General features: G+C 47.9%; 24 protein-coding genes. All 24 read left to right on the plus strand.

Annotated features, from left to right (window positions below; all coding sequences use genetic code 11):
- Positions 1 to 493, plus strand: a 493-nt coding sequence (locus NL646_RS11310; RefSeq protein ID WP_253664247.1) for a flagellin, incomplete at its 5' end; no start/stop codon positions are given.
- Positions 494 to 780: 287 nt separating this feature from the next.
- Entirely contained in the window at positions 781 to 1911 is a 1131-nt protein-coding gene (locus tag NL646_RS11315) for a flagellin (RefSeq protein ID WP_005457770.1), read from the plus strand.
- 80 nt (positions 1912 to 1991) lie between these two features.
- Positions 1992 to 2426 carry a flagellar protein FlaG gene (flaG, locus tag NL646_RS11320; RefSeq protein ID WP_005457768.1) on the plus strand — a complete coding sequence of 145 codons (435 nt, stop codon included), beginning with the start codon at positions 1992 to 1994 and terminating at the stop codon, positions 2424 to 2426.
- Between the two features lie 20 nt (positions 2427 to 2446).
- Positions 2447 to 4447 carry a flagellar filament capping protein FliD gene (fliD, locus tag NL646_RS11325; RefSeq protein WP_253664248.1) on the plus strand — a complete coding sequence of 667 codons (2001 nt, stop codon included), beginning with the start codon at positions 2447 to 2449 and terminating at the stop codon, positions 4445 to 4447.
- 3 nt (positions 4448 to 4450) lie between these two features.
- Positions 4451 to 4756 carry a flagellar protein FliT gene (locus NL646_RS11330; RefSeq protein WP_253664249.1) on the plus strand — a complete coding sequence of 102 codons (306 nt, stop codon included), beginning with the start codon at positions 4451 to 4453 and terminating at the stop codon, positions 4754 to 4756.
- Positions 4757 to 4768: 12 nt separating this feature from the next.
- Complete coding sequence (gene fliS / locus NL646_RS11335) at positions 4769 to 5179, plus strand: flagellar export chaperone FliS (RefSeq protein ID WP_005433081.1); 411 nt, start codon at positions 4769 to 4771, stop codon at positions 5177 to 5179.
- A 288-nt stretch (positions 5180 to 5467) separates the two neighbouring features.
- Positions 5468 to 6934 (plus strand): sigma-54 dependent transcriptional regulator, encoded by a 1467-nt coding sequence (locus NL646_RS11340; protein ID WP_029798186.1) that lies wholly within the window; start codon positions 5468 to 5470, stop codon positions 6932 to 6934.
- Between the two features lie 176 nt (positions 6935 to 7110).
- On the plus strand, positions 7111 to 8142 hold the full coding sequence (locus tag NL646_RS11345; RefSeq protein ID WP_005457625.1) for a PAS domain-containing sensor histidine kinase: 1032 nt from the start codon (positions 7111 to 7113) through the stop codon (positions 8140 to 8142).
- 36 nt (positions 8143 to 8178) lie between these two features.
- Positions 8179 to 9588, plus strand: coding sequence for a sigma-54 dependent transcriptional regulator (locus tag NL646_RS11350; protein WP_140264685.1), 1410 nt, complete (start codon positions 8179 to 8181; stop codon positions 9586 to 9588).
- A gap of 126 nt (positions 9589 to 9714) precedes the next feature.
- Entirely contained in the window at positions 9715 to 10026 is a 312-nt protein-coding gene (gene fliE / locus NL646_RS11355) for a flagellar hook-basal body complex protein FliE (protein ID WP_005457685.1), read from the plus strand.
- Positions 10027 to 10040: 14 nt separating this feature from the next.
- Positions 10041 to 11783 (plus strand): flagellar basal-body MS-ring/collar protein FliF, encoded by a 1743-nt coding sequence (gene fliF, locus NL646_RS11360; RefSeq protein WP_025500253.1) that lies wholly within the window; start codon positions 10041 to 10043, stop codon positions 11781 to 11783.
- On the plus strand, positions 11776 to 12831 hold the full coding sequence (gene fliG, locus NL646_RS11365; protein ID WP_005457745.1) for a flagellar motor switch protein FliG: 1056 nt from the start codon (positions 11776 to 11778) through the stop codon (positions 12829 to 12831). Before fliF ends, fliG begins: the two co-directional genes overlap by 8 nt.
- Positions 12832 to 12901: 70 nt before the next feature.
- Entirely contained in the window at positions 12902 to 13702 is an 801-nt protein-coding gene (fliH, locus tag NL646_RS11370; protein ID WP_005457705.1) for a flagellar assembly protein FliH, read from the plus strand.
- A 3-nt stretch (positions 13703 to 13705) separates the two neighbouring features.
- Entirely contained in the window at positions 13706 to 15025 is a 1320-nt protein-coding gene (gene fliI, locus NL646_RS11375; protein ID WP_005457757.1) for a flagellar protein export ATPase FliI, read from the plus strand.
- A gap of 6 nt (positions 15026 to 15031) precedes the next feature.
- The gene (gene fliJ, locus NL646_RS11380) at positions 15032 to 15475 is read left to right on the plus strand and encodes a flagellar export protein FliJ (protein ID WP_005457733.1); all 444 of its coding nucleotides are present in this window, start codon (positions 15032 to 15034) and stop codon (positions 15473 to 15475) included.
- Positions 15476 to 15649: 174 nt separating this feature from the next.
- A complete protein-coding gene (locus NL646_RS11385) occupies positions 15650 to 17581 on the plus strand; it encodes a flagellar hook-length control protein FliK (protein ID WP_253664250.1) in 1932 nt (643 codons plus the stop codon).
- Between the two features lie 49 nt (positions 17582 to 17630).
- Complete coding sequence (gene fliL / locus NL646_RS11390; RefSeq protein ID WP_005457696.1) at positions 17631 to 18134, plus strand: flagellar basal body-associated protein FliL; 504 nt, start codon at positions 17631 to 17633, stop codon at positions 18132 to 18134.
- A 7-nt stretch (positions 18135 to 18141) separates the two neighbouring features.
- Entirely contained in the window at positions 18142 to 19188 is a 1047-nt protein-coding gene (gene fliM, locus NL646_RS11395; protein WP_005457756.1) for a flagellar motor switch protein FliM, read from the plus strand.
- 51 nt (positions 19189 to 19239) lie between these two features.
- Positions 19240 to 19650, plus strand: a complete 411-nt coding sequence (fliN, locus tag NL646_RS11400; RefSeq protein WP_005457660.1) for a flagellar motor switch protein FliN — start codon at positions 19240 to 19242, stop codon at positions 19648 to 19650.
- 1 nt (position 19651) lies between these two features.
- Positions 19652 to 20065: a flagellar biosynthetic protein FliO gene (gene fliO / locus NL646_RS11405; protein WP_005457659.1), complete on the plus strand. Its 414-nt coding sequence runs from the start codon at positions 19652 to 19654 to the stop codon at positions 20063 to 20065.
- Positions 20052 to 20921, plus strand: a complete 870-nt coding sequence (fliP, locus tag NL646_RS11410; RefSeq protein WP_005494365.1) for a flagellar type III secretion system pore protein FliP — start codon at positions 20052 to 20054, stop codon at positions 20919 to 20921. The genes fliO and fliP overlap by 14 nt, the downstream gene beginning before the upstream one ends.
- 26 nt (positions 20922 to 20947) lie before the next feature.
- Complete coding sequence (fliQ, locus tag NL646_RS11415) at positions 20948 to 21217, plus strand: flagellar biosynthesis protein FliQ (RefSeq protein WP_005457784.1); 270 nt, start codon at positions 20948 to 20950, stop codon at positions 21215 to 21217.
- A gap of 8 nt (positions 21218 to 21225) precedes the next feature.
- Positions 21226 to 22008: a flagellar biosynthetic protein FliR gene (gene fliR / locus NL646_RS11420; RefSeq protein WP_005481059.1), complete on the plus strand. Its 783-nt coding sequence runs from the start codon at positions 21226 to 21228 to the stop codon at positions 22006 to 22008.
- A 9-nt stretch (positions 22009 to 22017) separates the two neighbouring features.
- Positions 22018 to 23148, plus strand: a complete 1131-nt coding sequence (gene flhB / locus NL646_RS11425; protein ID WP_005457645.1) for a flagellar biosynthesis protein FlhB — start codon at positions 22018 to 22020, stop codon at positions 23146 to 23148.
- Positions 23149 to 23150: the final 2 nt, after the last annotated feature.

A 23150-nucleotide genomic window follows, 5' to 3' on the forward strand; every position in this document is an offset into this window, starting at 1 on the left:
GGGCGATGACATCGAAGAGCTAGCAACGTACATCAACGGTCAAACAGACCTAGTGAAAGCGTCAGTAGACCAAGATGGCAAACTGCAAATCTTTGCTGGTAACAACAAAGTAGAAGGCGAAGTGTCATTCTCTGGCGGTTTGTCTGGTGAGCTAGGTCTAGGCGACGACAAGAAAAACGTTACGGTTGATACTATCGACGTAACTTCAGTTGGCGGCGCACAAGAATCAGTAGCAATCATTGATGCGGCACTGAAATACGTAGACAGCCACCGTGCAGAGCTGGGTGCATTCCAGAACCGTTTCAACCATGCAATCAGCAACTTGGACAACATTAACGAGAACGTGAACGCGTCGAAGAGCCGTATCAAAGATACCGACTTCGCGAAAGAAACGACGGCAATGACCAAGTCACAAATTCTATCGCAAGCGTCAAGCTCAATCCTTGCGCAAGCGAAACAAGCGCCAAACTCAGCGCTAAGTCTTCTAGGTTAATTTTAAACCTAAGACGAGAACCTCATTGGCTCGTGGTGAGAGATGAGCGAGTAAACCCAGCTTCGGCTGGGTTTTTTTCTGCCTTTAAAAGATCGAAGGTATTCATCAACGGCAATATTAGAGCTTTATCACACTTCAGTAAGCCAAAGAAAATAATCGCAAAAAATTGAAAATTTCTCCTAAAGGATATGCATACGTCGCCGTTAAAGGGACTGAGAGAAATGAGATGTACCTAAGTGAGGTGAGAGACACGACGGTACATTCACTAAGCCTTAAGGAGATCAATTATGGCGATTAACGTTAATACTAACGTTTCTGCGATGACCGCACAGCGTTACCTAAACCACGCGGCTGAAGGTCAACAAAAATCAATGGAGCGTTTGTCTTCGGGTTATAAAATCAATAGCGCGAAAGATGATGCTGCAGGTCTACAGATTTCAAACCGTTTGAACGCTCAAAGCCGTGGCCTAGACATGGCTGTGAAAAACGCGAACGACGGTATCTCCATTGCACAGGTTGCTGAAGGTGCAATGAATGAATCTACCAACATCCTACAACGTATGCGTGACCTATCGCTTCAATCTGCGAACGGTTCTAACTCAAAAGCAGAACGTGTAGCGATCCAAGAAGAAGTAACAGCGCTAAACGACGAACTAAACCGTATCGCTGAAACAACCTCTTTCGGTGGTAACAAACTGCTTAACGGTACGTACGGTACTCAATCTTTTCAAATCGGTGCGGACTCTGGCGAAGCAGTAATGCTTTCTATGGGCAGCCTACGTTCTGATACTTCAGCAATGGGTGGTAAGAGCTACTCAGCAGAAGAAGGTAAAGATGCATCTTGGACAGTTGGTGATAAAACTGAGCTTAAAATGAGCTACACCAACAAACAAGGTGAAGAGAAAGAACTTACCATCAAGGCTAAGCAAGGCGACGACATTGAGCAGCTAGCAACTTACATCAACGGTCAAAGCGAAGATGTAAAAGCGTCTGTTGGTGAAGACGGCAAGCTACAAGTATTTGCTTCTACTCAGAAAGTAAATGGTGAAGTTGAGTTCTCTGGCAACCTAGCTGGCGAGATCGGTTTTGGTGATGCGAAAGACGTAACGGTTAAAGACATCGACGTAACAACGGTTGCAGGCTCTCAAGAAGCTGTAGCAGTTATCGACGGTGCACTTAAATCAGTAGACAGCCAACGTGCGTCACTAGGTGCTTTCCAGAACCGTTTCAACCACGCAATCAGCAACCTAGACAACATTAACGAAAACGTTAATGCATCTAACAGCCGTATTAAAGATACTGATTACGCGAAAGAAACAACAGCGATGACTAAGTCGCAAATTCTTCAGCAAGCAAGTACTTCAATCCTGGCTCAAGCGAAGCAGTCACCATCTGCAGCGCTAAGCTTGTTGGGCTAACAAGGTCGACCCAGCCTAGTGCTTAGGTCACCAAAACGATAGATCCTATCGTTAGCTCATAAGGTGGAAGGGAGATTGTAATGGAAATATCCTCCTACGCATCGAACATCCAGCCTTACGGCACACCGAATGGCACAAATGTTGCAAATAAAAATGGCAACGGCATAGGTACGCCTAGCACAGCAAGTTCAACCGGTGACGTTTCGCCGCAAAAAGCGAAAGGCACCGAGCACGACTTCTCTGTTCAAGCGGCAATCGAGATGGCGGAAAGCCGTCAGGAGCTAAACAGAGAAGAACGTGAAAAAATGGTCGAACAAATGAATGAGTTTGTCTCGTCCATCAACAAAGGAGTAGCGTTTCGTGTGGATGAAGAATCCGGCAGAGACGTTGTGACGATTTACGAAACCAATACTGGTGATGTGATTCGTCAATTTCCTGATGAAGAACTGCTAGTGGTATTGCGTCGCCTAGCTGAGCACACAGCTAACAGCGGTTTGTTAGTTGAAAAAGTGTAAGTCGTTTTTGAGGTGATTTAATGAGTTTAGGCCCTGTGGGGATGTCTGGCGGCATGGATATTAATTCCATGGTCAGCAAAATTGTGGATGCGGAACGTGTGCCTAAGCAGCAACGCATCGACAACGATCGCACGACAATCAATGCCAGTATCAGTGCCTATGGGCGACTCAGAGAATCGTTGGATACGATGAAAAATCTCATGGCGAACTTTCGTCAGGAGAAAGCGTTTGCCGTCCGCACGGTTGAAACCACGGACGACAATATCGTATCGGCCACCGCAACCACTGACGCTATAGCCGGTAAGTATGCTATCGATGTGTTGCAGCTTGCACAGAGCCACAAAGTCGCTTCTGACGTATTGCCAGAAGACGCAAAATTTGGTCCTGGTAAGCTGCAGATTTCGCTTGGTGATGACCGTGTTAATATCGAGGTTCGTTCTCGATCTAAGCTCATCGATGTCGTACGCGGCATCAATGGCGCTAAAGACAACCCTGGCGTTCGTGCTTCCGTCATTAATGATGTCGAAGGGCCGCGTCTCATCCTTGCCTCAAACCTCTCTGGTAAGGATCATCAAATCAAAGTCAGCGTGGAAGCCGAAAGAGGCAACCCTCTGAAATATTTCGAATACCAAACACTTGAAGACCGAGTTAACGCGCTTGAAGAAGCACGTGCTGCGGCAGAAGAAGTGTTAGGGCCATTACAAGCACCGCAACAACCGGATCAACCAGAAATTCTGGATGAGAGCGGCAACCCTCTACCTCCAGAAGCGCAAAAAGCGGCAGATAATGCACAAGATGATGCATCGCAAGAGCCGATCTCTGCTGCTGGTGCAGAGGCTGCTAAAGCCGGACAAGAAGCCATTGATAAGGCCAATCAACGTTCGAGCTTGCGACCTGAAGAGCGCATTCCAGGTTGGACAGAAACTGCGTCAGGCACCTTGCTGGATTCATACGAAGAGCCAGAACTGGAACTGGACGAAAAGGCGATAGAGAAAGCGCCGGATGTTCCAGGTTGGAATAATGCCGCCTCAGGCACATTGACGGATTCTTACGTTACGACCAAAGAAGCTAAGCAGCTCCTAGAACAAGAAAAAGCAGAAATCGAGCAGAAAATTGCGGATGAAAAGCAAGAACTCGACGCAAAAGTCGAACGTGGTGAGCTTTCCGAAGAGCAAGCCAAGCAAATTCATCGTGCGAAACTCGATCCTCAAGAGCGTGAACGTCTAGAAAAAATCAACGAAGCAGAAGCCAAAATCGCAAAAGCGCAATCCTCATTCGAAGAATACCTTGGTATGACAGAGGTACAAGCGGGGCAAGACTCTGAAGTGCTGCTTGACGGCGTGGCAAAACTTTCAAGCCATAACAACGTAATTGAAGATGCCATTGAAGGCGTAGATTTGACACTTAAAGGCAAGTCAGAACCAAACAAGCCGCCGGCAGAAATCGGTGTCGAGTACGACCGTCAAAGTGTACGCAGCGACATCGAAAACTTTGTTTCGGCGTACAACTCGTTTTACCAAACTTCGCAAGCACTCTCGAGTGTGGACCCAACTACCGGCCAAAAAGGGCCGCTAGCTGGTGACAGCACGGTGCGAAGTGCCGATTCACGATTGAAAGCCGTCTTTTCAAGCCGAATCGATCAAGCACCAGAAAATCTGAAATCATTGACAGAATTTGGTATCACCACGACGCGTCAAGGCACGCTTGAAATCAACTATGACATGCTTGACCGTCAGTTGAACAATAACTTCAACGAGTTAGAAAAATTCTTCGGTGGTAACACTGGTTTTGCGAAGCGTATCGAAGATGCGATTCACGGCATCACCGGTATTACGGGCAGCATTCGTACGCGAGAGAAAAGTCTCACAGAACAAAACTACCGTTTGAATGATGACCAAGCGGCATTAGATCGCCGCATGGAAGGGCTGGAAAAGCGTACCCATGCGAAATTTACCGCGATGCAAGACGCGACAGGTAAGATGCAGGGTCAACTTGGGGCTCTTATGAGTGCGTTAGGTTAATAAATGCAAAATGAACTCATAGAAATTAGTGATATAGATCAACTAATTACGCAAGAGCTGGAAAAAGTTGACTTTAATACTGAAGAAATTCTTCGCTTGGTCGATATCAGGGAACGGTTATTGCAAAACCTGTTACCAATTATTCAACAAAGTCCCTTGGTAAAGCAGGATGCAGAGTGGCAAGACTTGCTGACTCGTACCAAAAGAATTGTCGAGCTGATGCAATCAGAAACGTCAAAGGTCGGAAAAGAGCTTCACAAATTCCGTTATGGCCAACGTTCGCTTCAGCAGTACAAAAAATTTATTTAAAAGAGGATTACTATGCGCGGTTCTTTGCAAGCATACAAAAAAGTATCAGTCGACAGCCAGCTAAGCGCGGCTTCTCCGCACAAAGTCATTCAAATGCTTATGGCTGGTGCAATTGAGCGCCTTATTCAAGGCAAAGCAGCCATGCAAGCAGGCAATATCCCAGCAAAAGGCGAGCGTTTAGGTAAAGCACTCGACATTATTATTGCGCTACGCAGCTGTTTGTCGATGGAAGATGGTGGTGACATCGCTTCAAACTTAGATTCATTGTATGAGTTTATGATCACGCAGATTTCTGCGGCAAACCACCAGAATGATCCACAGCCGATCGACGACGTTATTGACATTATTCGTGAGATTAAATCGGCTTGGGATCAGATCCCAACAGAGTTCCACAACTTGACGGCAGCAGAAGTCGGCATTTAATAATCAAAACAATGCTTTAGGATCGACTTAAAACATTAAGACTGCATTAGCAACAAGTTGCGCATGAAAGTTACAATCGAGCTCACACCTCTATATTGCTTGGTTGCCTTATTTTCATATTCAAATAAAATAGAAGCCATTAGTAGCCCTAATGGCTTTTTTTGTTGCTGATTTTCCTATTTTGTCGATCGTAAATTGAGTGTGGTGTTTCCGCCTTCTTTAGCACCCAATTGCGCAAATCCAGGTTTGGCCGCAACGCACCTAAAATAAAGGCAATCATTCTTACTTATGCAAGGTTTGGCAAAGCTGCTTGTAATTGATGATGACGTATCAAGTCGTTTAAATTTAAGCAATATATTGGAATTTGTTGGAGAAAGTTGCGAAGCTGTCGGTTCTGAACAGCTAGGCGATGTTGATTGGTCTAGCGTATGGTCAGGCTGTATCGTTGGCAATATCTCAGCAGGTCGAGCGGCAACTGCCGTGATGGCTCGTCTCAACGATGCATACCATATCCCACTTCTTGTCTTGGGCAGCTTTCCTTTGCCTGTGGACGATCTCCCAAACTTTGTTGGCGAATTAGAGCAACCGCTAAATTACCCACAGCTTAGTGAAGCGTTACGTCACTGCAAAGATTTTCTTGGCCGTAAAGGGGTCAATGTTGTTGCTAGTGCGCGTAAAAACACGCTGTTTCGTAGCTTAGTAGGGCAGAGTCGCGGCATTCAAGAAGTTCGTCATCTTATTGAGCAAGTATCGGGTACAGAAGCCAATGTCTTGATCCTTGGTGAATCGGGTACGGGTAAAGAAGTGGTAGCACGTAACATTCACTACCATTCGTCATACCGCAATGGTGCGTTTGTGCCAATTAACTGTGGTGCAATCCCACCGGAGCTACTCGAAAGCGAATTGTTTGGCCACGAAAAAGGCGCGTTTACTGGTGCGTTAACGGCGCGTAAAGGTCGATTTGAATTAGCAGACGGTGGCACGATCTTCCTTGATGAAATTGGCGACATGCCAATGTCGATGCAAGTGAAGTTATTGCGTGTACTTCAAGAACGTTGTTTTGAGCGAGTTGGCGGAAACTCGACAATCAAAGTCAACGTGCGTGTGGTCGCTGCGACACACCGTAATTTGGAAAGCATGATCGAAGAAGGCACGTTCCGTGAAGATTTGTTCTATCGTTTGAACGTTTTCCCAATCGAAATGCCAGCGCTAAAAGAGCGTAAGCAAGATATCCCATTGTTATTGCAGGAGCTGATGACACGTCTGGAAGCCGAAGGCGGCCAGCCAATCTGTTTCACGCCGCGTGCGATCAACTCTTTGATGGAACACCACTGGCCGGGTAACGTGCGCGAGTTAGCTAACCTTGTTGAGCGCATGATCATTTTGTACCCAAACAGTCTGGTTGATGTGAACCATCTTCCGACGAAATATCGCTACAGTGATATTCCAGAGTTCCAACCTGAAGGTAATCCGTTCACTTCGATTGAAGAGCAAGAACGCGATGTGTTCCAAGACATCTTCTCGGAAGATTTCAGCTTTGACGAGCAAAGCGATCTGGATCACAACATGAATGCGCCTCAAGCGTTGCCACCAGAAGGGGTGAACCTAAAAGAGCTATTAGCAGATTTGGAAGTCAACATGATCAGCCAAGCGTTAGAAGCGCAAGGTGGGGTCGTTGCAAGGGCTGCAGATATGCTGGGTATGCGCCGTACAACGTTGGTTGAGAAAATGCGCAAGTATAATTTGCAGCGTTAGATCGAGCTTCAGTTCAATCACAAAAGTTATCTTTTCTGACATTAAAATCAGACATTTCTCGGTGTCAACTTATTGTCGATAACATAACGTCATGATAAATATAAAAAATAGCTTGGTACGCTAATTGCTTACCAAGCTATTTTACTTTTTAGTGGCGATATTTCGACAGGCAGTGAATGGACAATAACACCAACCAATCACATTTAGACTCAGTAGAAAACCAAGTTGAGCGCTATAAGCAGGTATTGGATGTGATGCCCGCTGGGGTTATTTTGCTCGACACGTATGGTGTTGTGCGAGAAGCCAACCCCGAGGCGCACCGAATTCTAGAAATCCCACTGGTTAACGAGAAATGGTTCAACATCATTCAAGCGGCTTTTGATCCGCGTGAAGATGATGGCCACGAAGTGTCACTGCGTAATGGTCGCAAAGTGCGTTTGGCGATTTCTGCCTCCGCGACAGGGCAGCTGATCCTCATCACCGACTTAACCGAAACCCGTTTACTGCAAGCTCGTGTGAGTGATCTACAACGTCTTTCTTCATTAGGGCGTATGGTTGCATCGCTAGCGCATCAAGTAAGAACGCCGCTGTCGAGCGCAATGTTGTACGCCTCTAATTTGGGCGCGCCTAATCTTCCGCCAGCGACGAGAGAGCGCTTCCAAAGTAAATTAATGGATCGACTGCACGATTTGGAGAAGCAGGTTAATGATATGCTGCTTTTTGCCAAAGGTGGTGATAATAAAGTCATTAAGCCATTTACGATTGCTCAATTGGTTGCTGAATACCAACCAATGGTCGAAACCGCTCTTAAAAACAACAACATTGATTACTTCCTCGAAGTAGAAGAAGAACAGACCGAATTGCTTGGCAACGCGAATGCTATCGCCTCTGCACTGAGTAACTTGGTGATGAACGCGATTCAAATGTCAGGCAAAGAGTCGCAAATCGACATCTTTTTCCGCCCGGTGAACGGTGAACTGCGCATTTCTGTGCAAGACAGCGGCCCGGGTGTACCACAAGAACTACAGGCCAAAATTATGGAGCCATTTTTTACCACACGTTCTCAAGGAACCGGGTTAGGTTTGGCTGTCGTTCAAATGGTTTGCCGTGCCCATGACGGCCGATTGGAACTTATTTCAGAGCAGGGTGATGGAGCCTGCTTCACCATGTGCATTCCGCTGGAGCGAGTGCAATCAGAAGCGCAATAAGCGGCTTCTGGTAATAACAATTACTGGAGAATCAGAATGGCGCAAAGCAAAGTGCTGATCGTAGAAGACGACGAAGGTCTTCGTGAAGCCCTCGTGGATACTCTGGCTCTGGCAGGGTATGAATGGTTAGAAGCCGATAGTGCAGAAGACGCATTAGTAAAGCTGAAATCAAATGCGGTTGATATCGTGGTATCTGACGTGCAAATGGCAGGTATGGGTGGCTTAGCGCTGCTGCGTAACATCAAACAAAATTGGCCGAACTTACCAGTGCTGCTAATGACGGCTTACGCCAATATCGAAGATGCCGTTTCTGCAATGAAAGACGGCGCGATTGATTACATGGCGAAACCATTTGCACCAGAAGTGCTGCTTAATATGGTAAGCCGCTATGCTCCTATCAAAAGTGATGACAACGGTGATGCTGTCGTTGCTGATGAAAAGAGTCTGCGCTTACTTGCTTTGGCTGATAAAGTGGCTCGCACGGATGCGAACGTGATGATCTTAGGCCCAAGCGGTTCGGGTAAAGAAGTGATGTCGCGTTACATTCACAAAGCATCAAACCGTAAAGACGGCCCATTCGTTGCGATTAACTGTGCGGCGATTCCTGACAACATGCTGGAAGCGACGCTATTCGGTTACGAAAAAGGTGCATTCACTGGTGCTGTTCAGGCGTGTCCGGGTAAGTTCGAACAAGCGCAAGGCGGCACAATCTTACTTGATGAAATCAGCGAGATGGACTTAAACCTGCAAGCGAAGTTATTGCGTGTTTTGCAAGAGCGCGAAGTAGAGCGTCTTGGTAGCCGTAAGAGCATCAAGCTAGATGTTCGTGTGCTAGCGACCAGTAACCGTGATCTCAAACAGTATGTGTCGGAAGGTAATTTCCGTGAAGACTTGTACTACCGCCTGAATGTGTTCCCAATCGCATGGCCAGCGCTGAATGAGCGTAAAGGGGACATTGCGCCACTTGCGAAGCATCTTGCCGAGCGTCACTGTAGCAAAATGGGTATGCCTGTTCCTCAGTTCTCGTCAGTTGCAGTGGAAAAACTATTGCAGTACCCATGGCCAGGTAATGTTCGAGAGCTGGATAACGTTGTACAACGCGCGCTGATTTTGAGTGAAAACGGCGATATCGGTGCAGAACACATCTTGTTAGAAGGCGTGGATTGGCAAGATGCCAACAGCTTGCAATACGTTGTGCATAGTGCAGAAACATTGGTCCCTGATGTCAAGCCTGTTGCTCAAACTGAATCCGTCAACCGCGTTAACACTGGCGGCGAGGGGTTGGGTGGCGAGCTACGCGATCAAGAGTATGCGATCATTCTAGAAACCTTGGTGGAATGTAATGGCCGACGCAAAGAAATGGCAGAGAAATTGGGCATAAGCCCACGTACTCTGCGCTACAAACTTGCCAAAATGCGTGACGCGGGTATAGATATTCCGAGTTAGGTTTCACACGCGTAGCCATAAGACAAAAGTGTGAGTAAACTATACTGCTGGCGTCTTATGGCACATAAATTGCTGTGTCAATATTTAGTTTAAATAGATAGTCAAACTTTTGGCTCAGAGGTGATAATGAAAGTTGATGGTATTCAGGCCGAAATGCGCGCCATGATGGTTGAAGCGACCAACACCACTCCGACAGGAACGGGCGCGAAAGTGGGTGCAGATTTCAATGATCTCCTAACCAAAGCCATCAATAACGTAAACTCACTTCAAAAATCATCTGGCGATCTACAAACGCGTTTTGATCGTGGTGATGCCGATGTTTCCTTATCTGACGTCATGATTGCTCGTAACAAATCCAGTGTTGCTTTTGAAGCCACTGTTCAAATCCGCAATAAGCTCGTTGAGGCCTACAAAGACCTCATGAACATGCCAGTGTAATTTAGGTAATAAGTGTGGCAGACAAGTCTACAGATTTAACCGTCACTGATGGCGGCTCAGATGGCGCACTGGTTTCTAGCTCCGATATGGATGTGGAAAGCCAAAATCCAGATTTAGAAGAGCGCAGTGCATCAAAATTCGATATGGCCGTGGGCGACCTCGATTTGCTTCGACAGGTCGTGCTTGTGCTATCGATCTCTATCTGTGTTGCGTTAATCGTGATGTTGTTCTTCTGGGTAAAAGAACCAGAAATGCGTCCGCTTGGCGCTTACGACACTGAAGAACTGATCCCTGTTCTGGATTACCTTGACCAGCAAAAAATCAATTACAAACTCGATGGTAATACCGTTTCGGTGGAGTCGAGCGAGTACAACTCAATCAAGTTAGGCATGGTGCGTTCGGGCGTCAATCAAGCGACCGAAGCGGGTGATGACATTCTGCTGCAAGACATGGGCTTTGGCGTTTCTCAGCGCTTAGAGCAGGAACGTCTTAAGCTCAGCCGTGAGCGTCAGCTAGCTCAAGCCATTGAAGAAATGAAGCAGGTTCGCAAAGCGCGAGTGTTGTTGGCGTTGCCGAAACACAGTGTGTTTGTGCGTCATAACCAAGAAGCTTCCGCCTCAGTATTTTTGACGCTATCGACAGGCGCCAACCTCAAACAGCAAGAAGTGGACTCGATTGTCGATATGGTCGCGAGTGCCGTTCCAGGCATGAAGACATCGCGCATTACCGTCACTGATCAGCATGGACGTTTGTTGAGCTCTGGTTCGCAAGATCCGGCATCTGCCGCGCGTCGTAAAGAGCAAGAGTTAGAACGCAGCCAAGAACAAGCATTGCGTGAAAAAATCGACTCTGTTCTGTTGCCTATTCTTGGTTTTGGTAACTACACCGCGCAAGTGGATATCCAAATGGATTTCAGCGCGGTTGAGCAAACTCGTAAACGTTTCGACCCAAATACGCCATCGACCCGCAGCGAGTACGCGCTAGAAGATTACAACAACGGCAACATGGTAGCAGGCATTCCGGGTGCGCTTAGTAATCAGCCTCCGGCGGATGCTTCTATTCCGCAAGACGTCGCGCAAATGAAAGACGGCTCGGTAATGGGGCAAGGCTCTGTACGTAAAGAATCGACCCGCAACTTCGAGCTAGATACCACGATTAGCCATGAGCGTAAGCAAACGGGCACCGTGGCGCGCCAGACTGTTTCAGTTGCCATCAAAGACCGTCGCCAAGTTAATCCAGATACAGGTGAAGTGACTTACACACCGATGTCGGAAGGTGAAATCAACGCGATTCGTCAGGTGTTGATTGGCTCCGTCGGCTTTGATCAATCTCGTGGTGATTTACTTAACGTATTGAGCGTCAAGTTTGCCGAGCCAGAAACCGAGCAGCTTGTTGACCAACCAATTTGGGAACACCCGAACTTCAACGATTGGGTTCGTTGGTTCGCCAGCGCTTTAGTTATCATCGTGGTTGTGCTTGTACTGGTTCGCCCTGCAATGAAGAAACTGCTTAACCCAGCTGGTGATGACGACGATGAAATGTACGGCCCAGACGGCTTGCCAATTGGTGCCGATGGCGAAACCAGCCTAATTGGTAGCGACATTGAAAGCAGTGAGCTGTTTGAATTTGGTTCAAGTATCGATCTGCCTAACCTTCATAAAGATGAAGACGTACTGAAAGCGGTTCGTGCACTTGTAGCGAATGAACCAGAGCTAGCGGCTCAAGTTGTGAAAAACTGGATGAACGAAAATGGCTAACGATATCGTACCTCAAGATGAAAACGGCGCAGGCATGCCAGTTGAGTTTGATGCCTCCACCATTACTGGTGAAGAGAAAGCGGCCATTTTGTTATTAAGTCTGAATGAGCAAGATGCGGCTGGCATCATCCGTCATTTAGAACCGAAACAAGTACAGCGTGTTGGTAGTGCAATGGCGCGTGCAAAAGATTTAAGCCAAGAGAAAGTATCGGCGGTGCACCGTACGTTTTTGGAAGATATCCAGAAATACACCAACATTGGTATGGGCAGCGAAGACTTTATGCGTAATGCCTTGGTGGCCGCGCTGGGTGAAGACAAAGCGAACAACTTGGTTGATCAAATTCTGCTGGGTACCGGTTCGAAAGGTCTGGATTCATTGAAATGGATGGACCCACGCCAAGTGGCAAGCATTATCGTCAACGAACACCCGCAAATTCAAACCATCGTATTGTCGTACTTAGAAGCGGATCAATCGGCGGAAATTCTTTCTCAGTTCCCAGAGCGTGTGCGTTTGGATCTGATGATGCGTATTGCCAACCTTGAAGAGGTTCAGCCATCAGCATTGGCAGAGCTGAACGAGATCATGGAGAAGCAGTTCGCGGGTCAAGCGGGTGCACAAGCAGCCAAAATTGGCGGCCTGAAGGCAGCAGCCGAGATCATGAACTACCTAGACAACAACGTCGAAGGTATCTTGATGGAGCAAATCCGCGATCAAGACGAAGACATGGCGACGCAAATCCAAGATCTTATGTTCGTCTTCGAGAACTTGGTCGAAGTGGACGACCAAGGTATTCAGAAATTGCTGCGTGATGTGCCGCAAGACGTTCTACAAAAAGCACTCAAAGGTGCCGATGATTCTCTACGCGAGAAAGTCTTCAAGAACATGTCTAAGCGTGCCGCTGAGATGATGCGTGACGACATCGAAGCGATGCCACCTGTGCGTGTGGCAGACGTAGAAGCGGCGCAGAAAGAAATCCTAGCGATTGCTCGTCGTATGGCCGACGCTGGTGAAATCATGCTTTCTGGCGGCGCAGACGAGTTCTTATAATCTCTATAGCCCTGCGACCTTCTTGTTGCGGGGCACCTTCACTTCAAATCTAATACACAGTAGGTAACCCATGGCTGGCGATAGAAAACGTGGATTTATCCGTCCTGATGAAGATGATGCGCTGATCGAACCGCAACGTTGGGGTTTGCCCGACTATGGCGATTCAAAGGAAAAAAAAGCCAAACAGACTGCGTTTAACTACGATCCTAGCTGGGTGCCAAACTTTGACGAGCCAGAAGAAGAGCAAGCTCTTGAACTGACAGAAGAACAGATCGAACTGATCAAGCAAGGCGCTTATCAAGAAGGTTTGTACCAAGGTCAAGAAGCTGGCTTTAAGCAAGGGTACGACAAAGGCAAAGAAGAAGGCTTGCAAGCAGGCCATGCTGAGGGCTTAGAGCTGGGTAAAGCAGAAGGCGTTTCTGCTGGCCAAGAGTTTATTCAACAGCAGGTTGAAGTGTTTATGAATCTCGCCAACCAGTTCGCTCAACCTTTGGAGCTGATGAATGCTCAGGTAGAGAAGCAACTGGTGGACATGGTGCTGTGCTTAGTCAAAGAAGTGGTGCATGTTGAGGTTCAAACCAATCCACAAATTATCCTCGATACGGTTAAGCAGTCGGTAGAAGCGCTGCCGATTTCTGGCCATCCAATCACATTGCATCTCAACCCTGAAGATGTTGCCATCATTCGCTCTGCGTATGGTGAAGAAGATTTAGATTGCCGTAACTGGACACTGGTTTCTGAGCCATCACTTAATCGTGGCGATGTGCAAATCGAAGCAGGCGAATCGAGCATTAACTACCGCATGGAAGAGCGCATCAAGAGTGTGCTGCACAGCTTTTGTGGCGCGAACCGTCACCAAGAGGGCGAGTAATCCATGCAAGCTTTGGCCGATCGCCTCAAAAACTACAAAGTTGAAGGCTTAACCACACGCCCGGTCGCTTCTGGCAAATTGGTGCGCGTTGTTGGTTTGACCCTAGAAGCAACGGGCTGTCGTGCGCCGATCGGCAGTCTATGTTTGGTTGAAACCATGTCTGGTCACATGGAAGCTGAAGTGGTTGGTTTTTCTGGCGACAACTTGTATTTGATGCCGAGTGAGCAAATCACCGGTATTTTGCCCGGTGCAAAAGTGACGCCATTAACCAGCGAAGCAGGTTTGCCTGTTGGTATGGAATTGCTTGGCCGCGTTATTGATGGCGTGGGCAATCCGCTGGATGGACTTGGCCCGATTTACACTGAGCACCGTGCGTCATTTAATGCGGAACCCATCAACCCACTGGCACGAAAACCGATCTCTGAACCACTCGATGTTGGCTTAAAAGCGATCAACGGTTTGTTGACGGTAGGCAAAGGCCAGCGTATTGGCTTGTTTGCGGGTTCTGGTGTGGGTAAATCGGTCACGCTAGGCATGATGACACGAGGCACTACGGCGCAAGTGGTGGTGGTAGGCCTGATTGGTGAACGTGGACGAGAAGTTAAAGAGTTTATTGAAGAGATTTTGGGCGAAGACGGACGTCGTCGCTCAGTTGTGGTGGCTGCACCAGCTGATGCGTCTCCGTTGATGCGTTTGAAGGGGTGTCAAACGGCACTTACGATTGCCGAGTACTTCCGCGACCAAGGTTTGGATGTGCTGTTGCTGATGGATTCACTGACCCGTTTTGCTCAAGCGCAGCGTGAGATTGCCTTGTCGGTTGGTGAACCGCCAGCCACCAAAGGTTATCCGCCTTCGGTATTTGCCAAGTTGCCTGCGCTGGTGGAACGTGCGGGTAATGGCAGCCCAGAGCAAGGCTCGATCACCGCTTTCTTTACCGTTTTAACCGAAGGTGACGATCTGCAAGACCCGATCGCCGATGCGTCTCGTGCCATTCTCGATGGTCACATTGTTTTGTCGCGTGAAATGGCAGACGCGGGCCATTACCCTGCGATTGATGTCGAGAAATCGGTCAGCCGTGTGATGCCTCAGATCACTACCGAAGAACATGTGTTGATGTCGAAAGCGGTACGTCAGGTCTTGTCTATTTGTCGCAAAAATCAAGATTTGGTGTCGATTGGGGCGTATAAGCCGGGCACCGATCCGGCTATCGATGGCGCATTTACATTAAAGCCGAAGCTAGACGAATACTTGCAGCAGCGTATGAAAGAATCGGTGCCATACGATATGTGCGTCAATATGCTCAGAAATATTTTGGGTGGGTAATAGCGTATGAATAATGCGATGGAATTCCTACTTGAGCAGACCAAAGAGCGCGAAGACCAAGCCGTACTTGCGCTGAACAAAGCGCGCTCTGAGCTTGAAGACTATTACCGTCAGGTTGAGCAAATCGAAAAGTATCGTCTCGATTACTGCCAACAGCTGGTGGATCGTGGCCAAGCGGGTTTAACCGCCAGCCAATACGGGCATCTCAACCGATTCTTATGTCAGCTTGACGAGACACTATCAAAGCAAAAGCAAGCAGAGCATCACTTCAAAGAACAAGTCGAAAACTGCAAAGACTACTGGCTCAAGATGCGCCAAGAACGCATGTCTTACGAGTGGATGATCGAAAAGAAAGCGAAAGAAAAGCAAATCGCGGAAGCCAAACGTGAGCAAAAGCAAATGGATGAGTTTTCCACGCTGTTGTTTAGCCGTAAGGCCAAGCCGTTCTAATTTTTGTTGAAGTTGATCTCGCTTCCACTCTTCTCGTGTGCGTTGTTCGTCAGGAAAATAGCCTTATGCGTTGGCGTGATTTTTGCAAATTCATGGTTTAATTATCTAATTTTGCCTCTGATGGGCAATCTGGTCACGCCATAAAAAGGCGTAGCTAAAAACGAGAAAGTTTTTATGAATGTGAATTTGTCTAATGTTTCTGCGACTAGCAAGACCTCAACTTCTGAGTCTTCCGCACAAGCACCTACAGAAAGCTCTGAAAGCAAAGGTTTTTTTGAAACCTTAGCGGGAGTTTTTACAGGTTCACAAAAAGCAGAAAAAGCGGTCACTCAAACAGCAAGTACAGATGTAAAGACCGACGTTAGCGCCACAGAAGGTGAAACGGTCGAGAAGAATGGCGAGAGCCAAGAATCAGTCGCGAACCGTGAGAGTGTCGACGGAAAAGCGGCTGATGCATTGCTAGAGCATGAAGGCGTAAAAGCCGTTGCTGACGAATCCGAGCAAACTTCGGAATCACTTCAAGAAGAAGGTAAAGACCCCGTCGTAGCTAAGCAAGCTTTGTCGCCAATGGAGTCAGAGGCTCAGTTGGATTCAAAACAAAGCGCTCAGAACACAGACTCGCAAGATAAGATAGCGGTGGCCAGTGCGATGGGAGAAGGTCAGCAACTACTCGGTCGTATTGAACAAGCGAATCAAGCATTGCAAACCAATGATGCTTTTGTTGATAGCGGCAAGGGTTTGCCTCTACAGGCGACGCAAGCAACCTCTTTCTCTGCTCCAGTGTCGAAACTGGTCGAAACAGATGACGCAAAAGCGCTAGCAGCGTTGCAATCGACGCCTTCTGTTGAGCAAGTGAATTTGGCGGCCGAGCAGCAACTGGAACCAATCTTAGATGCCAATGGAAAGCCGATTGATATTGAGAAGCTACAGTCTCAATCAACTGAATGGCAAAACCTGACTGCGCCTCCTGTAATGGATGCTTCAGCAATGCAACAAGCTCAGGCGAACACCTCAGGTGCATTGGATGGTTCGGTGTCACTTGACCCTGCGACGGTCGGCTTTGAAGGTAAGGCGGTTCAGCTGGTTTCAATTGATGAGCTGGAAGTCATTGATACCAAGTTGGCGCAAGGCAAACCTCTGAGCGAACAAGAAATCGATGTCATTGAAGGTTTGAGAACGGGTGACGTCGTCGCGGATATTCCTGAGCAAGAGCTAGCCCAGTTGGTTGCGCTGCCAACGGACGTGAAAGCCATTCTTGCGGAGCAAAATACAACGCAGCATAACAATGTACGAAACGGCAGCGAACGAACAGCCGCTACAATCGCGATGGGGCAACAAGCACAATACGTAAACGCGCAAGAGATGAAGCACGTCGCTGCGCAAGCGCCAATGGCTCAACATGCCGATAAACTTACGTCCGCACCAATGCCTGATGCGCTGGTGGCGAATAATTTCAACCCAGCAGTTCAAATGGCTGCTAATGGGGAAGTGAGCCACAAAGCGATCAATGCCGCGTTAAGTGCAGGTGCGTTGAAAGCTACGGCGAGCCAGCAAGATAAGCCAGAGTCGCAATACGGATTAGCAGGACAGCTGCAAGCGGCAGCAGGTCAACAAGGTGTAGCAGCCCAACAGCAAACCCGAGCGGAAGCCGCTCAGCAAGTGCAACTGCCTCTGCAATTAACAAAAGAGCTCGCTAATGAGCAAGTGGCGGAAAAAGTACAAATGATGATGTCGAAGAACTTGAAGAACCTCGACATCCGACTTGACCCACCAGAGCTTGGCCGTATGCAAATTCGCATGACGATGAACAACGATTTGGCCAACGTGCATTTTACGGTTACCAACCCCCAAGCGCGTGACATTATTGAACAAACGTTGCCTCGTTTACGTGAAATGTTGGCTCAACAAGGGATGCAACTGGCGGATTCCTCGGTTCAGCAGCAAAGCAGTGGACAACAGCAAAGTGGCTACGCAGCGGCTGAACAACATGGCCAAGGCACGTCTGGACGCGATTTTTCTGGCCAGTCAGACGAAAACTTTGATGCCGACGTGAATCTTGATTTGAATGTGGTTTCAAAGCGTGATGGAATTAGTTTTTACGCCTAATGTCGTAACCTCAACCATCTTGAACAAGAACAAATAACTAGAGAAAACAATGGCAGAAGAACAGCTACAAGGTGCCGATGCACCAAAAGGTAAAAGCAAGCTACTGATCATCATTATTGCAGTCGTGGTTCTGCTCGGTGGTGGTGGCGCGGCGGCGTTCTTTTTAATGGGATCGGATGATTCGGCTCAAGCTGCAGAGGCGGAGTCGCAGCAAACACAGGCCGCAGCGGCTAACCCAATTGCGTACGTGAATCTTCCGCAACCGTTCATTTTTAACGTGACGGGTGACCGTCGCGATAGACTGGTGCAAATCAAAGCGCAGCTTATGGTACGTGGCTCTGAGAATGAGCAGTTGGCGCGTTACCATTCTCCGTTGGTTGAGAGCTCTTTGTTATCAACATTTGCATCGGCAACGGTAGAGCAGCTTCGTTCTCCAACGGGTCGAGTGGAACTGCGAGACCGAGCTTCCGAAGATATTAAAGCAGCTTTAAATGCTGCGGTCGGCAAGCCAGTGATTGAAAAAGTACTGTTTACAGATTTTGTTATTCAATAGGTAAAACGTGACCGATCTATTAAGCCAAGACGAAATTGATGCGCTACTACACGGGGTTGATGATGTCGATGACATTGATGAGCCCTTAGATAACGACACGGAAGGTGCCGTCAGTTTCGATTTCTCGTCTCAAGACAGGATTGTCCGTGGTCGAATGCCAACGCTCGAACTGATTAACGAGCGTTTTGCACGACACATGCGGATCAGTCTGTTTAACATGCTGCGCAAAACGGCCGAAGTGTCGATCAACGGCGTACAGATGATGAAGTTTGGCGAGTACCAAAATACGTTGTACGTGCCAACCAGTTTGAACATGGTTCGCTTCCGTCCTCTCAAAGGTACGGCATTGATTACCATGGAAGCACGTCTTGTCTTCATTCTGGTAGAAAACTTCTTTGGTGGTGATGGCCGCTTCCACGCAAAAATTGAAGGCCGTGAATTTACGCCAACTGAGCGTCGCATTATTCAGCTACTGCTGAAAATCGTGTTTGAAGACTACAAAGAAGCGTGGTCGCCAGTCATGGGCGTCGAGTTCGAATACCTCGATTCTGAAGTAAACCCAAGTATGGCAAACATCGTGAGCCCGACCGAAGTGATTGTTGTGAGCTCATTCCATATTGAAGTGGATGGCGGTGGCGGTGACTTCCATGTCGTAATGCCGTATTCCATGGTCGAGCCAATCCGCGAGTTGCTTGATGCTGGTGTTCAGTCGGACAAGATGGAAACCGACGTACGTTGGAGTTCAGCGCTGCGCGAAGAGATCATGGACTGTCCGGTAAACTTCCGAGTGAACTTGCTGGAAAAAGACATATCGTTGCGCGATTTGATGGAGCTGCAACCAGGCGACATTATTCCGATTGAAATGCCTGAGCACGCTACCATGTTTATCGAAGATTTACCGACTTACCGCGTAAAAATGGGTCGCTCTGAAGACAAGCTTGCCGTGCAAGTCTCTCAAGAGATTGAACGCCCACACGTAGTGAAAACTGATTTAGCCTTCTTGGGCAAAGACATCATGTCTGAGCTTGAGAATGACGATGATAGAGATGATTAAGACTCCTTACTCGTTGATTTGATTGAGTAAGGCTTAACACAGGATAGAAAAATGGAACCAAGTGACGATCAAAAGCTAGCAGACGAATGGGCAGCCGCTCTTGGCGAAGACCCGTCTGCACCTTCTATTGATGTAGATGAAGTATTGGCAGCGCCACTGGAAGAGCTGAAAGATACTTCTCGACCAATTACCGACGATGAACGTCGTAAACTCGATACCATCATGGACATTCCCGTTACCATCTCGATGGAAGTGGGACGTTCGCAAATCAGCATTCGTAACCTATTGCAATTGAACCAAGGTTCGGTCGTAGAGCTAGACCGCCTAGCGGGTGAATCGCTTGATGTCTTGGTTAACGGTACGTTGATTGCGCACGGTGAAGTCGTGGTAGTGAACGACAAGTTTGGTATCCGTTTGACTGATGTGATCAGCCAAACTGAACGCATCAAAAAGCTGCGTTAATATGACAAGTTCAATCACAAAGAGATTGAAGCAAATCACAGGAGCACTCGGTTTAATGCTGAGTGCTCCTTATGCATTTGCGGCTGCACCCAGTAATCTCGATTTAGCGACCACCTTGGGTTCACTTGTGCTGGTTATTGGTGTCATTTTGCTGTTGGCATGGTTGCTTAAACGCATGCAAGTGCCGGCGTTAGGGCAGCAGAAAGGTTTACGCATCGTGAGCCAATTACCTGTCGGCACCAAAGAGCGAATCGCCGTGGTTCAGGTTGGAGAAGAGCAGTTTTTGGTGGGCATCACCAGTCAATCGATCCAAACCTTAGCCAAGCTAGAAAAGCCATTGAAAGAGGAAGAGTTGGCGACCAATGCTTTTGCCAGTCAGTTCAGCCAACTGATCAAGAAAAATGACAAAGGGTAATCCAATCCGTCTGCTTTTTAGCACTTTGGTGCTACTGGTTGGCGTGCTGTTTTCTTCATTTTCGTTTGCTGAGGCAGAGGAATCACCGCTGCCTGCGAATTTAGCAGAAGGGAGCAGTGTGACGGTTCAGGCCATGCAAAGCGATACCGGAGCAAGTCGCTCTATGTCGGTTGGCAACGGTGCTGGTATTCCAGCTTTCACCATGACCACCAACCCGGATGGCAGTGAAGACTATTCTGTTACATTGCAAATTCTCGCCTTAATGACCATGCTGGGCTTCTTGCCAGCAATGGTGATTTTGATGACGTCTTTCACCCGAATTGTGGTGGTAATGTCGATTCTGCGTCAGGCGATGGGCTTACAACAAACACCATCGAATCAGGTGATCATTGGCATCGCGCTTTTCTTGACCTTCTTTGTCATGTCTCCTGTGCTCAACGAAATCAATGACACGGCTATCCAGCCATACCTCAACGAACAAGTGACAGCGCGCGAAGCATTCGATGCAGCGCAAGTGCCGATGAAGGCCTTCATGCTTAAGCAAACGCGTATTAAGGATTTGGAAACCTTCGTAAATATGTCGGGCGAGCAAGTAACCAATCCAGAAGATGTCTCGATGGCGGTGTTGATTCCCGCTTTTATCACCTCGGAGCTGAAAACGGCGTTCCAAATCGGTTTCATGTTGTTTCTGCCGTTCTTGATCATCGACTTGGTGGTGGCATCGGTTTTGATGGCCATGGGTATGATGATGCTATCGCCAATGATTGTATCGCTACCGTTTAAGTTGATGTTGTTTGTGTTGGTGGATGGTTGGAACTTGATATTGTCGACCTTAGCCGGCAGTTTCGCCCTTTAGGTTGGCACAGAGAAAAGAGGTAAGACATGACTCCTGAAATGTTTGTCGAGCTTTTCCGTGAGGCACTGTGGATGGTGTTGATCATGGTCTGTGCCATTATTATCCCCAGTTTGCTCATCGGTTTGGTCGTGGCGATTTTTCAAGCCGCGACGTCAATTAACGAACAGACATTAAGCTTCTTACCTCGTTTGATCGTGACTTTGTTAGCTTTGATGCTGTTTGGTCACTGGATGACCCAAATGCTGATGGAATATTTCTTCGGCTTGATTGAGCGCTTGCCTCAGGTTCTGTACTAGAGGCTGGTATGGAGTATCCTACTCAAATCATCTTAGACTGGATAGCCAATTATTTTTGGCCGTACGTTCGTATCTCGTCGATGTTGATGGTGATGACCGTTACTGGCGCTCGCTTTGTTTCTCCTCGTATTCGTTTGTATCTCGGCCTTGCGATTACTTTTGCCGTGATGCCCGCTATTCCTGCTGTTCCGCAAGACATTCAACTGCTCTCATTTCGTGGTTTTATGACCATCGCAGAGCAGATGATCATTGGCGTCGCGATGGGCATGGTGACGCAATTTATGATCCAAACGTTTGTGTTGCTCGGGCAAATCCTTGGTATGCAATCGAGCTTGGGTTTTGCGTCGATGGTTGATCCTGCCAATGGTCAGAACACGCCATTGCTTGGTCAATTATTCATGTTCTTGACCACCATGTTTTTCCTCGCAACCGATGGTCACTTAAAAATGCTGCAACTGGTGGTGTTCAGCTTTAAAACCCTACCGATAGGGTCGGGCACGCTTACCGCGGTGGATTTTCGTGATATGGCGGGTTGGCTTGGCATTATGTTCAAAACTGCTCTGAGTATGTCGCTATCAGGCATCATCGCGCTGCTTACTATCAACCTGTCGTTTGGTGTAATGACGCGTGCCGCGCCTCAGCTGAACATTTTCTCGCTCGGTTTTGCATTTGCGTTGATGGTGGGTCTATTGATTTGTTGGTACATCTTGGCTGGTCTATACAGTCATTATGAATTGTATTGGGCATTGGGTGAGGAGCAGATTTGTAGCCTCATTCGCTTGGATTGTTAGGAGGCTGGTTTGGCAGAGTCAGACGGTCAGGAACGCACCGAAGAAGCCACGCCCCGACGGTTACAACAAGCCAGAGAAAAGGGGCAGGTCGCACGCTCAAAAGAGCTCGCATCGGCGTCAGTGCTGATTGTGGGTGCTATCGCTCTGATGTGGTTTGGCGAGTCACTTGCACGTTCGCTGTTTTCCATTATGAGTCGTTTGTTCGACCTCAAACGCGACGAAATCTTTGACACAACAAAGCTGTTTGATATCGCATTAGGCGCAATGACAGATTTGCTTTTTCCACTGTTTCTCATCCTTATCACGTTGTTTGTGGCGGCGACGATTGGTGCTGCAGGGGTTGGGGGCATTAGCTTTTCTGCCGAAGCGGCAATGCCTAAGCTGTCCAAAATGAACCCTCTGAGCGGTTTAAAACGCATGGTGGGCATGCAAAGTTGGGTTGAACTGATCAAATCGATCTTGAAAGTGGTGTTGGTGACAGGCGTTGCTATGTATTTGATCCAAGCATCGCAAGCGGATTTGATCCAACTTAGCATGGATGTTTATCCGCAGAATATTTTCCACGCGCTGGATATTTTGCTCAACTTCATCTTGTTGATCAGCTGCTCGTTATTGATTGTTGTGGCCATCGATATACCGTTCCAGATTTGGCAGCACGCCGATCAGTTGAAGATGACCAAGCAAGAAGTGAAAGACGAATACAAAGAAACCGAAGGTAAGCCAGAGGTGAAAGGTCGTATTCGTATGCTGCAAAGGGAAGCGGCACAACGCCGGATGATGGCCGATGTGCCTCAAGCTGACGTTATTGTCACCAACCCGGAGCACTATTCAGTGGCGCTGCGTTATAAGCAGAAAACAGATCGTGCGCCAGTCGTGATTGCGAAAGGTACGGATCACATGGCGATGAAAATTCGAGAAGTGGCACGTGAGCACGACATTACGATTGTGCCTGCTCCACCACTTGCACGTGCGCTTTACCATACCACTGAGTTGGAACAAGAAATTCCTGACGGTCTGTTTACCGCGGTCGCGCAAGTGCTGGCGTTTGTGTTCCAGTTAAAACAGTACCGCAAACGTGGTGGTCAGCGACCGAAAATTCAAGATTATGACTTGCCAATCCCGCCGGAACATCGTCATTAATC

This window comes from Vibrio sp. Y20_XG_PY13, from assembly GCF_024181925.1.
In the GTDB taxonomy this organism is placed as follows: Bacteria; Pseudomonadota; Gammaproteobacteria; order Enterobacterales; family Vibrionaceae; genus Vibrio; species Vibrio parahaemolyticus.